A 12,676-nucleotide genomic window follows, 5' to 3' on the forward strand; every position below is an offset into this window, starting at 1 on the left:
GGGGGGGGGGGGGGGCGGGGGGGGGGGGGGTGGGGGGGGGGGGGGGGGGGGGTGCGGGGGGGGGGGGGGGGGGGGGGCGGGGCGGGGGGGGGGGGGGGGGGGGGGGGGCAGCCGGGCACGGGCGCCTCGGCCCCTGCCCCACCTGCGGAGAGGACATCGGCCGCGCCGCCTTCACCCGCGCCTCCGACCTCCTGGTCCGCATCCTCGACACCGCACCACCCGGGGACCGGCACCTCGTCTGCACCGTCACCGGACCACCGGACACCCTGGTCTCGGTCCTCCACGGCGACCAGGACACCCACGGCGCCACCCGGCTTGACGAGGCCGAGGCCCTGGAGTTCACCAGCGTCCTCGCCCTGGGCCTCGCCACCCGCAGCCCCGGCGGACTGGTCCTGCGCACCAGCGCCCCCGGCATCACCGACCGCGTCCACGGCTGGCGGCTGCGCGCCGGCGCCCTCGAACCGCTCACCGCCGCCGAGGTGTTCGACGCCTACTGCACCGACGCCGAGACCGGCGACCTCATCGCCCCGGAGCCCGGCGTCGACTACTGCGCACCCCCCGATCTCGGCGAGGAGAGCGGAACCGACGACCACCGCCACTGACCCGGCACCCGACACGACAGGGGCGCCCCGCCCGAAGGCGGGACGCCCCCGCACACCCGGCACCCGGCTCACCCGGCACCGGTACGACCACACGCCCGGCTACTCGCCGGACAGCACACCCTGAGCCGCGTTGCGCGCCTCCTCGGCACTGTCCGCCGCACGCGCCGCCGCCGCGGCCCGCTCGCACTGCGCCAGCGTGTACTTCGCCAGTGCCGCACGGACATAGGGAATCGACGCCGCACCCATGGACAAGGAGGTGACACCCAGACCGGTCAGCACACACGCCAGCAACGGATCGGACGCCGCCTCACCGCACACACCGCAGCTCTTGCCCTCGGCCCGGGCCGCCTCCGCGGACAGCGCCACCAGGTCCAGCAGCGCGGGCTGCCACGGGTCCTGCAAGCGCGACACCGCACCCACCTGCCGGTCCGCCGCGAACGTGTACTGCGCGAGGTCGTTGGTCCCCAGCGACAGGAACTCGACCTCCTGGAGGATCGAACGCGCCCGCAGCGCGGCCGACGGGATCTCCACCATGGCCCCGAACTTCGCCCGCAGCCCCGCCTCCCGGCAGGCGTCCGCGAACGCCCTCGCGTCCGCGCGGTCCGCCACCATGGGCGCCATCACCTCAAGGTGGACGGGCAGCCCCTCCGCGGCCTTGGCCAGCGCGGTCAGCTGGGTGCGCAGCACCTCGGGATGGTCCAGCAGCGTCCGCAGACCACGCACGCCCAGCGCCGGATTCGGCTCGTCCGCCGGGGTCAGGAACGCCAGGGGTTTGTCCGCACCCGCGTCCAGCACGCGCACCACGACCCGGCCCTCGGGGAACGCCTCCAGCACCTGCCGGTAGGCCGCGACCTGCTTCTCCTCGGAAGGAGCACGCTCACTGTCGTCCAGGAACAGGAACTCGGTACGGAACAGACCGACGCCCTCGGCCCCGGCCGCCACGGCCGCCGGCACATCCGCGGGCCCGCCCACGTTGGCCAGCAGCGGCACCTGGTGGCCGTCCGCCGTCGCACCCGGCCCGGACGAGGCGGCCAGCGCGGCCCTGCGCTCCGCGGCCTCGGCCGCCAGCCGCTCCTTGTTCTCCTCGCTCGGATTCACGAATACGTCCCCGCTGCTGCCGTCCACCGCGACGACCGTGCCCTCGGCCAGCTCGACCGCACCGGGCAGCGCCACCACGGCCGGCACGCCGAGCGCCCGGGCCAGGATCGCGCTGTGACTGGTCGGCCCGCCCTCCTCGGTCACGAAGCCGAGCACCAGAGAAGGATCGAGCAGCGCCGTGTCGGCGGGTGCCAGGTCCCGCGCCACCAGGACATAGGGGTGGTCGCTGTCCGGCACACCCGGCATGGGCACGCCCAGCAGCCGGGCGACGATACGGTTCCGCACGTCATCCAGGTCGGCCACCCGCCCGGCGAGATACTCACCCGCTCCGGCCAGCAGCTCCCGGTACGCCGCGAACGCGTCGTACACCGCGCGCTCGGCGGTGCTGCCGACGGCGATCCGCCGCTCCACGTCCGCCATCAGCTCGGGATCCTGGGCCATCATGGCCTGCGCTTCGAGCACCGCCTGGGCCTCGCCCCCCGCCAGGTTGCCGCGCGCCATCAGATCGGCGGCCACCGCGTCCACCGCCTGCCGGGCGCGGCCCTGCTCCCGGCCCGCCTCCTGCGCGGGAATCTGCTTGGCCGGCGGCTCCAGCACCGCCGTGCCCATGTGCCGGACCTCGCCGATCGCCACGCCATGGCTCACACCGACGCCTCGCAGCGTTGTCTCCATCTCACCCGTCTCCGGATAGTGCGGCGGCCCCCCGCCGCGGTGGTCGTCCTGTTCGCCGTCCTCATGACGGCACTGCCGTCAGTTCCAGGAGAAGAGGCTGTCGCCGGCCTTCACGTCACCGCTCTCACGGAGACCGGAGAGAGCGTCGGCCGTGGCCTCCAACGCGACGACGGGGCAGACCGGGGACTTGCCGGCCTCCTCGACGGCCGCGGGGTTCCAGCGCACGACGGCCTGCCCCCGGGTCACGGTGTCGCCCTTGCTGACGAGCAGCTCGAAGCCCTCACCGTTGAGCTGCACCGTGTCGATACCAAGGTGGGTGAGCACGCCGTGCCCCTCGTCGTCGACCACGACGAAGGCGTGCGGGTGCAGGGAAACGATCACACCGGCCACGGGCGACACGGCCTCGGAGGGCTCCCGCGCCGGGTCGATCGCGGTACCGGGTCCGACCATCGCCCCGGCGAAGACCGGGTCCGGCACTGCGGCCAGCCCGATGGCGCGTCCGGCGAGAGGGGACGTCACGGTGGTCATGGGAGCCTCCCAGAAGTGGAGCTGCTCGCGAGCCTGAGCAGCAGGGTATGTCATGTGAAGTGGCGGTTCCGGATGAAAGCTAGCAGCTAGTGGTCTAGACCACCAACCTACTGGATTTGCACCCTCTTCGGGGCCGCGTGTACAGTCGTACTCCTGCTCGGGACGGAGCGGCGCGGAAGTGCCGTCGCCCGACAGAAACCAAACTCGTCGGATCCTAACTCTGGATCTTCTTCTGCATGCCCGCAGGAGAGTGGTCAGAGAGACGGAAAAAGCCTGATAGAGTTTGAAACGTCGAAGGGAAGCGCCCGGAGGAAAGCCCGAGAGGGTGAGTACAAAGGAAGCGACCGTTCCTTGAGAACTCAACAGCGTGCCAAAAGTCAACGCCAGATATGTTGATACCCCGTCCATCGGATCACCGATGGTCGAGGTTCCTTTGAAAAAACACAGCGAGGACGCTGTGAACGATCGGACTATTCCTCCGATCGTTCCGCTCTCGTGATGTGTCACCGGCTGAAATGTTTTTCGGCCGAGTAAACATTCACGGAGAGTTTGATCCTGGCTCAGGACGAACGCTGGCGGCGTGCTTAACACATGCAAGTCGAACGATGAAGCCCTTCGGGGTGGATTAGTGGCGAACGGGTGAGTAACACGTGGGCAATCTGCCCTGCACTCTGGGACAAGCCCTGGAAACGGGGTCTAATACCGGATATGACCATCTTGGGCATCCTTGATGGTGTAAAGCTCCGGCGGTGCAGGATGAGCCCGCGGCCTATCAGCTTGTTGGTGAGGTAATGGCTCACCAAGGCGACGACGGGTAGCCGGCCTGAGAGGGCGACCGGCCACACTGGGACTGAGACACGGCCCAGACTCCTACGGGAGGCAGCAGTGGGGAATATTGCACAATGGGCGAAAGCCTGATGCAGCGACGCCGCGTGAGGGATGACGGCCTTCGGGTTGTAAACCTCTTTCAGCAGGGAAGAAGCGAAAGTGACGGTACCTGCAGAAGAAGCGCCGGCTAACTACGTGCCAGCAGCCGCGGTAATACGTAGGGCGCAAGCGTTGTCCGGAATTATTGGGCGTAAAGAGCTCGTAGGCGGCTTGTCACGTCGGTTGTGAAAGCCCGGGGCTTAACCCCGGGTCTGCAGTCGATACGGGCAGGCTAGAGTTCGGTAGGGGAGATCGGAATTCCTGGTGTAGCGGTGAAATGCGCAGATATCAGGAGGAACACCGGTGGCGAAGGCGGATCTCTGGGCCGATACTGACGCTGAGGAGCGAAAGCGTGGGGAGCGAACAGGATTAGATACCCTGGTAGTCCACGCCGTAAACGGTGGGCACTAGGTGTGGGCAACATTCCACGTTGTCCGTGCCGCAGCTAACGCATTAAGTGCCCCGCCTGGGGAGTACGGCCGCAAGGCTAAAACTCAAAGGAATTGACGGGGGCCCGCACAAGCGGCGGAGCATGTGGCTTAATTCGACGCAACGCGAAGAACCTTACCAAGGCTTGACATACACCGGAAAGCATTAGAGATAGTGCCCCCCTTGTGGTCGGTGTACAGGTGGTGCATGGCTGTCGTCAGCTCGTGTCGTGAGATGTTGGGTTAAGTCCCGCAACGAGCGCAACCCTTGTCCCGTGTTGCCAGCAGGCCCTTGTGGTGCTGGGGACTCACGGGAGACCGCCGGGGTCAACTCGGAGGAAGGTGGGGACGACGTCAAGTCATCATGCCCCTTATGTCTTGGGCTGCACACGTGCTACAATGGCCGGTACAATGAGCTGCGATACCGTGAGGTGGAGCGAATCTCAAAAAGCCGGTCTCAGTTCGGATTGGGGTCTGCAACTCGACCCCATGAAGTCGGAGTCGCTAGTAATCGCAGATCAGCATTGCTGCGGTGAATACGTTCCCGGGCCTTGTACACACCGCCCGTCACGTCACGAAAGTCGGTAACACCCGAAGCCGGTGGCCCAACCCCTTGTGGGAGGGAGCTGTCGAAGGTGGGACTGGCGATTGGGACGAAGTCGTAACAAGGTAGCCGTACCGGAAGGTGCGGCTGGATCACCTCCTTTCTAAGGAGCACTTCTTACCGGGCTTGCCCGGTCAGAGGCCAGTACATCAGCGAATGTCTGATGCTGGTTGCTCATGGGTGGAACGTTGACTACTCGGCACGGTCCAGGATGGACCAGGCGCTAGTACTGCTCTTCGGGGCGTGGAACGCTGATCTGGTTGGCTGGTCGTGTCGGGCACGCTGTTGGGTGTCTGAGGGAATGAACTTCTCCTCAGTCGCCGGCCCCAGTGCACTCGGACCTTTGGGTTCGGGGTGATGGGTGGCTGGTCGTTGTTTGAGAACTGCACAGTGGACGCGAGCATCTGTGGCCAAGTTTTTAAGGGCGCACGGTGGATGCCTTGGCACCAGGAACCGATGAAGGACGTGGGAGGCCGCGATAGTCCCCGGGGAGTCGTCAACCAGGCTTTGATCCGGGGGTTTCCGAATGGGGAAACCCGGCAGTCGTCATGGGCTGTCACCCTTGCCTGAACACATAGGGCAAGTGGAGGGAACGAGGGGAAGTGAAACATCTCAGTACCCTCAGGAAGAGAAAACAACCGTGATTCCGGGAGTAGTGGCGAGCGAAACCGGATGAGGCCAAACCGTATGCGTGTGAGACCCGGCAGGGGTTGCGTGTGCGGGGTTGTGGGATCTCTCTTCTGCGGTCTGCCGGCCGTAGGGCGAGTCAGAAACCGTTGATGTAGACGAAGGACATGCGAAAGGTCCGGCGTAGAGGGTAAGACCCCCGTAGTCGAAATGTCAGCGGCTTGCTTGAGAGACACCCAAGTAGCACGGGGCCCGAGAAATCCCGTGTGAATCTGGCGGGACCACCCGCTAAGCCTAAATATTCCCTGGTGACCGATAGCGGATAGTACCGTGAGGGAATGGTGAAAAGTACCCCGGGAGGGGAGTGAAATAGTACCTGAAACCGTGTGCCTACAAGCCGTGGGAGCGTCGGAATGGAGCTTGCTCTGTTCTCGTGACTGCGTGCCTTTTGAAGAATGAGCCTGCGAGTTTGCGGTGTGTTGCGAGGTTAACCCGGGTGGGGAAGCCGTAGCGAAAGCGAGTCCGAATAGGGCGATTTTAGTAGCACGCTCAAGACCCGAAGCGGAGTGATCTAGCCATGGGCAGGTTGAAGCGGAGGTAAGACTTCGTGGAGGACCGAACCCACCAGGGTTGAAAACCTGGGGGATGACCTGTGGTTAGGGGTGAAAGGCCAATCAAACTCCGTGATAGCTGGTTCTCCCCGAAATGCATTTAGGTGCAGCGTCGTGTGTTTCTTGCCGGAGGTAGAGCACTGGATAGGCGATGGGCCCTACCGGGTTACTGACCTTAGCCAAACTCCGAATGCCGGTAAGTGAGAGCGCGGCAGTGAGACTGTGGGGGATAAGCTCCATGGTCGAGAGGGAAACAGCCCAGAGCATCGACTAAGGCCCCTAAGCGTACGCTAAGTGGGAAAGGATGTGGAGTCGCACAGACAACCAGGAGGTTGGCTTAGAAGCAGCCACCCTTGAAAGAGTGCGTAATAGCTCACTGGTCTAGTGATTCCGCGCCGACAATGTAGCGGGGCTCAAGCGTACCGCCGAAGTCGTGTCATTGCAGCATAAGGGCCAACGCCTGTTGTGATGGGTAGGGGAGCGTCGTCTGCCGGGTGAAGCAGCACCGGAAGGTAGTTGTGGACGGTTGACGAGTGAGAATGCAGGCATGAGTAGCGATTCACACGTGAGAAACGTGTGCGCCGATTGACTAAGGGTTCCTGGGTCAAGCTGATCTGCCCAGGGTAAGTCGGGACCTAAGGCGAGGCCGACAGGCGTAGTCGATGGATAACCGGTTGATATTCCGGTACCCGCTGTGAAGCGTCAAACATCGAGCATCGTGATGCTAAGGCCGTGAAGCCGCCCTGGAGCCTTCGGGCAAAGGGGAGTGGTGGAGCCGCTGAACCAAGCGGTTAGTAGGTGAGTGATGGGGTGACGCAGGAAGGTAGTCCATCCCGGGCGGTGGTTGTCCCGGGGTAAGGGTGTAGCCCGAGTGGTAGGTAAATCCGCCACTCATGCAGGGTGAGACCTGATGCCGAGCCGATTGTGGTGAAGTGGATGATCCTATGCTGTCGAGAAAAGCCTCTAGCGAGTTTCATGGCGGCCCGTACCCTAAACCGACTCAGGTGGTCAGGTAGAGAATACCGAGGCGTTCGGGTGAACTATGGTTAAGGAACTCGGCAAAATGCCCCCGTAACTTCGGGAGAAGGGGGGCCACACCTGGTGATGATCTTTACGGTCTGAGCTGGGGGTGGCCGCAGAGACCAGCGAGAAGCGACTGTTTACTAAAAACACAGGTCCGTGCGAAGCCGTAAGGCGATGTATACGGACTGACGCCTGCCCGGTGCTGGAACGTTAAGGGGACCGGTTAGCTTCACTTCGGTGGGGCGAAGCTGAGAACTTAAGCGCCAGTAAACGGCGGTGGTAACTATAACCATCCTAAGGTAGCGAAATTCCTTGTCGGGTAAGTTCCGACCTGCACGAATGGCGTAACGACTTCTCGACTGTCTCAACCATAGGCCCGGTGAAATTGCACTACGAGTAAAGATGCTCGTTTCGCGCAGCAGGACGGAAAGACCCCGGGACCTTTACTACAGTTTGATATTGGTGTTCGGTTCGGCTTGTGTAGGATAGCTGGGAGACTTTGAAGCGGCCACGCCAGTGGTTGTGGAGTCGTCGTTGAAATACCAGTCTGGTCGTGCTGGATGTCTAACCTGGGTCCGTGATCCGGATCAGGGACAGTGTCTGATGGGTAGTTTAACTGGGGCGGTTGCCTCCTAAAGGGTAACGGAGGCGCCCAAAGGTTCCCTCAGCCTGGTTGGCAATCAGGTGTTGAGTGTAAGTGCACAAGGGAGCTTGACTGTGAGACCGACGGGTCGAGCAGGGACGAAAGTCGGGACTAGTGATCCGGCGGTGGCTTGTGGAAGCGCCGTCGCTCAACGGATAAAAGGTACCCCGGGGATAACAGGCTGATCTTCCCCAAGAGTCCATATCGACGGGATGGTTTGGCACCTCGATGTCGGCTCGTCGCATCCTGGGGCTGGAGTCGGTCCCAAGGGTTGGGCTGTTCGCCCATTAAAGCGGTACGCGAGCTGGGTTTAGAACGTCGTGAGACAGTTCGGTCCCTATCCGCTGTGCGCGTAGGAGTCTTGAGAAGGGCTGTCCCTAGTACGAGAGGACCGGGACGGACGAACCTCTGGTGTGCCAGTTGTTCTGCCAAGGGCATGGCTGGTTGGCTACGTTCGGGAGGGATAACCGCTGAAAGCATCTAAGCGGGAAGCCTGCTTCGAGATGAGGACTCCCACCCACTTGATGGGGTAAGGCTCCCAGTAGACGACTGGGTTGATAGGCCGGATCTGGAAGCCAGGTAACTGGTGGAGGTGACCGGTACTAATAGGCCGAGGGCTTGTCCTCAGTTGCTCGCGTCCACTGTGTTGGTTCTGAAACCACGAACAACCATTGTGCTGGTTGTCAGTTTCATAGTGTTTCGGTGGTTATAGCGTGAGGGAAACGCCCGGTTACATTCCGAACCCGGAAGCTAAGCCTCACAGCGCCGATGGTACTGCAGGGGGGACCCTGTGGGAGAGTAGGACGCCGCCGAACTCCTTTTAGAAAAGGTCGGATCCTGAACTTCGGTTCGGGGTCCGGCCTTTTTCTGTTGTGTGTAACGTGTCGTTCACGTTGCGCGCCCAGCATCCCTCACATGGGAACCTCCGAAATGCTCAGGGCGGCCGGCGTCGGAGCCGGTGACGAGGTCGTCGTACCGGCCTTCGGGAACGTCGAGGTCGCCGAGGCCGTCACCCTGGCCGGCGCGCTCCCGGTGTTCGCCGACATAGACCCCGTCACCTACTGCCTCGACCCGGCGGCGGTGGAAGCGGCCGTAACTCCCCGCACCGCGGCCGTCGTTGTCGTCCACCGCTTCGGACGGCGGGCCGACGTCGGGCGGATGCACGCCCTCGGACAGCGGCGCCGGCTGCTGGTCCTGGAGCATGGGGAGTCCGAGGCGCCGTACGACGAGACGGCGCGGCGGCGGGAGCGGGCCGCCTACCTCGACGCCAAGCTGAAAGGCGTGCGCATCCCCGACGGCGGGGACGGGCACACCTACCAGCAGTACGTCGTGCGGGTCCCCGGCAACGGCCGGCCGGACCGGGACGCCTTCGCACGCGCCCTGCGGGCCAGGGGCGTCGACTGCCGGGTGCCGGTGCAGACCCCCGTGCACCGGCTGCCGGAATTCCGGCGGTGCGTGTCCCTGCCGCAGACCGAGCTGGCCGCCGACGAAACGCTCGCGCTGCCCGTCGAAGCCGCCCTGACCAAGCGTGAGATGCAGCGGATCGCCGCCGCCTGCAACGCCCTCGGCGGACTGCTCCAGCCCGCCTTCTGACCGCCCGCCGAACGAATTTGGGAAGTCAGGCCACTTCGGGGTACAGTTTTCTTGTCGCCGCGAGGGAAACCTCGAAAACGACAGGCCCCTATAGCTCAGTCGGCAGAGCGTCTCCATGGTAAGGAGAAGGTCAACGGTTCGATTCCGTTTGGGGGCTCCGCAAAAAAGACCCCGCCCATCCGGGCGGGGTCTTTTCGTATGCCCTCAGGCGTCCTTGTGGATTCCCGGGACCCGCATCGCCAGAATCGCCATGTCGTCCGACGGGGCGTCGGAAGCGAAGCGCTCCACCGCGCGCATGATCCGGGCCGCGACCGCACCGGCCGTCAGACCCGTGCAGGTGGTGAGGACATCGGCGAGACCGTCGTCGCCCAGCATCCGCGTGCCCTCGCGGCGCTCGGTGACGCCGTCCGTGACACAGAGCAGCACATCACCGGGATCGAGGGTGACCGTCTCCTCGTACAGTTCCAGGTCCTCGATCACGCCCAGCAGCGGCTGGGGTTCGGCGGCCGGCGTCACCGTGCCGTCCTGGCGCAGCCGGAGCGGGAGCGGATGGCCGGCGCAGACCACCTTCAGCTCGGCGCTGCCGTCCTCTTGCGGGCGCAGCTCGCCGTAGAGCAGCGTCAGGAAGCGGCTGCGGTCGCCCTCGTCCAGGATGGCGGAGTTCAGCCGCTCCAGGACGGCTGGGCCGCTGAGGCCCTCGCGGGCCAGCAGGCGCAGGGCGTGCCGGGCCAGACCGGTGACCGCCGCAGCGTTGGGTCCCGTACCGCAGACGTCGCCGATGGCGAAGCCGTAGGCGCCGTTGCCGATGGGGAAGAGGTCGTAGAAGTCGCCGCCCACCTCGTTGCCCTCGCCGGCCGCGCGGTAGATGACCTCCACCTCGACGCCTTCGATGTCCGGGGTGCCCGGCGGCAGCAGGCTGCGCTGGAGCGCCTGGCTGATGGCGGTGCGCTCCGAGTACAGGCGGGCGTTGTCCAGGGCCAGGGCGGCCCGGCGGGACAAGTCCTCGGCCAGCTCCAGGATTTCCTGGCGGAAGTGCTCGTCGGTGGGCTTGCCGAGGACCAGCATGCCGATGACCCGGTTGCGGGCGACCAGCGGCAGGACGACCGTTTCACCGCCGACGGCGGAGGCCGTCGCCAGGGTCGGGCCGATGCCCCCGGTGATCCGGTGCGTGGGCCCGCCGGCCAGGCCCAGGGTGCGCATGGACGTGCGCAGGGCGGCCTGGTGGGCGGTCTCGCCCGGGACGGTCCAGACGCGGGCGCCGGGCGTGGGCACCGGGTCCGGCGGGGCGACCTTGGAGAGCAACGACTTGATGCCGTCGATGAGTTCCTCGTCCTCGTGCAGGACGTACGACAGGTAGGGCTCCGAGGCCTGGTCGGCGATGGTGTACACCGCGCACCAGGTGGCCAGCGTCGGGACCGTCATCTGGGCCATGAGGGCCAGGGTCTGGTCGCGGTCCAGGGTGCCGGCCAGCAGGTCGGACGCCTCGACCAGGAAGCTCAGGGAGCCGCGGCGCAGCCGTTCCAGCTCGCCGAGGCGGGCCGACTCCACGGCGAGGGCGATGCGGTCGGCGGCGAACTGGAGGCGCAGCGCCTCCTCGTTCGAGTAGCGGCCCGGTGCCTCGGCCGCGACACCGAGGGAGCCGGTGAGACGGCCCTCGACCTTCAGCGGGACCGTGACGACCGAGCGCATGCCGGTGCCGGTCAGCAGCGGGACGGCGCCGGGGACGGCACTGAGGTCGTCGTGGACGGCGGGCATGCGCGCGGAGCCGTAGCGGCCGGGGCCCGCCTCCACGGGGACGCGGGCGAAGCGCTGGCGGGCGGAGGGCAGCCCGGTGGAGGCGCGGACCTCCAGCTCGGTCTCGTCGTCGGTGGCCAGCAGCAGGAACGCGGAGTCGCCGTCGAGCATGTCGCGGGCGCGCTCCACGGTGCGCTGGAGCAGTCCGTCCAGGTCGTCCGGGGCGGGGGAGCCGATGAACACCTCGAACGGGTCGGTGCTCTGGCCGTCCTGCGCGGTGTTCTGGTCGCCGGCCGTGACCCGCGCGGGCGTCTGGAGCACCGCGCGCTCGTGGTCGCGCACCAGCAGGCAGACGGTGGAGGGCTCGCCGCCGGTGTCGCGCACGCGGAGGTGGGAGGCGTACACCCGCACGACCCGGCCGTCGGCGCCGCGGATGCCGTAGCTGCCCTCCCAGCGGGAGAGCCGCAGGGCCTCGGCGACGCCGGTGCCGGTGCCCGGGGTGTGCGGCCAGGCGGCGAGTTCGGTCAGGGGCCTGCCGATGGCCTCGGCGGCGGGGTGGCCGAAGAGTTCCTGCGCGTCCTCGTTCCAGGCGGTGATGGTGCCCTTGCGGTCGACCTGGAGGACGGCGACGCGGACCCGGCCGTCGGCCAGCGGGAGCAGGTCGGCGGGGAGCGCGGGGCCCGCGGTGCGGGTGCCGACCGGTCGTTCGGGCAGGTTGAGCTGGAACCAGACGTGCTTGTGGGTGGGGGTGTAGTCGACGCCCCAGCGGGTGGCGAGGGCCGCGCAGAGCTGGAGGCCGCGGCCGCCCTCGCGGTCCGGGCCGGCCATCGGGTGGGCGGAGGTCTGGAGCGGGACCTCGCGCTCGGGGTAGTGGTCGGAGACCTCGATGCGCACGCCGTCGTCGGTGCGCAGGCAGAGCACCTCGGCGTGGGTGCCGGCGTGCACGACCGCGTTGGTCACCAGTTCGCTCGTGAGGACGACGGCGTCGTCGGCGATGTCGGCGAAGCCCCAGCCCTGGAGGGTGTCGCGGACGAAGGCCCGGGCGGTCGCCACGGATCGTCCGACGGGCTCGAAACTGGCGGCCGCGCGCGCGGTGATCACAGAACTCCTCGGCCGGTTGTCGACGTGCGGGGCGGACCGGCCGGCCGGGTCGTGCCGCTGCTGCTGTGGCATCGGCGGGTCGGTAGGCCGCGGCTCCGGGGGAAGTCCCCCGGGAATCAGTCCGGTGGTCATGGTCTGCGGCCGCCCCTCCGATGCCCGCTCGTTCTCGTGCCACCGCCCAGGCCGGTCGGGACCGGTGCGGCTGGACAGCCGGATGCAAGGTTACTTACCTTCGCGGTCCGAGCGGATGCCGGTCGCGGGTGTTTACCCCCCAGGGTGTGCGAACGATGTGCGAAGCTGCCGAACTGTTATGGCCTGGTTCGGGCAGGGTGAAACACTGGGCAAGCTTCTGATGAAGGTCGGGTCGCACCGCGTGTTTTCCGTGTACGACGGGCAGCAGCCCCTGGTGTGGCCGGATCTCGTCTGGCAGAAATACGCAGCAGTAACCGGTACGCGGACGTATCCGGTACGCCGATGACGGGCGT

4 protein-coding genes, 1 tRNA gene, 3 rRNA genes and 1 pseudogene are annotated in these 12,676 nt (G+C 66.1%); 6 read left to right on the plus strand and 3 right to left on the minus strand.

Annotated elements, in window-relative coordinates; all coding sequences use genetic code 11:
- Window positions 1–122: 122 nt before the first annotated feature.
- A pseudogene (locus FRZ03_RS30525) lies at window positions 123–602 on the plus strand (hypothetical protein); the annotation flags it as partial.
- A gap of 99 nt (window positions 603–701) precedes the next feature.
- Here FRZ03_RS30525 and ptsP read toward each other — a convergent pair.
- Together ptsP and FRZ03_RS30535 are read right to left on the minus strand one after the other, a co-directional pair.
- Window positions 702–2,372, minus strand: coding sequence for a phosphoenolpyruvate--protein phosphotransferase (ptsP, locus tag FRZ03_RS30530; protein WP_146468332.1), 1,671 nt, complete (start codon window positions 2,370–2,372; stop codon window positions 702–704).
- A 78-nt stretch (window positions 2,373–2,450) separates the two neighbouring features.
- Entirely contained in the window at window positions 2,451–2,900 is a 450-nt protein-coding gene (locus tag FRZ03_RS30535) for a PTS sugar transporter subunit IIA (protein WP_146468333.1), read from the minus strand.
- 537 nt (window positions 2,901–3,437) lie between these two features.
- Between FRZ03_RS30535 and FRZ03_RS30540 the strand changes: the two genes are divergently transcribed.
- From FRZ03_RS30540 to FRZ03_RS30560, 5 genes are all read left to right on the plus strand, one after another.
- Window positions 3,438–4,962, plus strand: a 16S ribosomal RNA gene (locus FRZ03_RS30540).
- A 305-nt stretch (window positions 4,963–5,267) separates the two neighbouring features.
- A 23S ribosomal RNA gene (locus FRZ03_RS30545) occupies window positions 5,268–8,389 on the plus strand.
- 72 nt (window positions 8,390–8,461) lie between these two features.
- A 5S ribosomal RNA gene (gene rrf / locus FRZ03_RS30550) occupies window positions 8,462–8,578 on the plus strand.
- The 16S, 23S and 5S rRNA genes sit together here, the layout of an rRNA operon.
- A 115-nt stretch (window positions 8,579–8,693) precedes the next feature.
- Complete coding sequence (locus tag FRZ03_RS30555) at window positions 8,694–9,356, plus strand: DegT/DnrJ/EryC1/StrS family aminotransferase (protein WP_146468358.1); 663 nt, start codon at window positions 8,694–8,696, stop codon at window positions 9,354–9,356.
- Between the two features lie 84 nt (window positions 9,357–9,440).
- Window positions 9,441–9,513, plus strand: a tRNA-Thr gene (locus FRZ03_RS30560).
- Between the two features lie 47 nt (window positions 9,514–9,560).
- Here the strand turns inward: FRZ03_RS30560 and FRZ03_RS30565 are convergent.
- Entirely contained in the window at window positions 9,561–12,323 is a 2,763-nt protein-coding gene (locus FRZ03_RS30565; protein ID WP_146468334.1) for a SpoIIE family protein phosphatase, read from the minus strand.
- Window positions 12,324–12,676 lie beyond the last annotated feature (353 nt).

Source organism: Streptomyces misionensis, from assembly GCF_007896895.1.
Lineage (GTDB): Bacteria > Actinomycetota > Actinomycetes > Streptomycetales > Streptomycetaceae > Streptomyces > Streptomyces misionensis_A.

Coding starts and splice junctions, on each gene's coding strand:
- ptsP (WP_146468332.1), bottom strand. CDS start 2,372: ATGGAGACAACGCTGCGAGGCGTCGGTGTGAGCCATGGCGTGGCGATC.
- FRZ03_RS30535 (WP_146468333.1), bottom strand. CDS start 2,900: ATGACCACCGTGACGTCCCCTCTCGCCGGACGCGCCATCGGGCTGGCC.
- FRZ03_RS30565 (WP_146468334.1), bottom strand. CDS start 12,323: ATGACCACCGGACTGATTCCCGGGGGACTTCCCCCGGAGCCGCGGCCT.
- FRZ03_RS30555 (WP_146468358.1), top strand. CDS start 8,694: ATGCTCAGGGCGGCCGGCGTCGGAGCCGGTGACGAGGTCGTCGTACCG.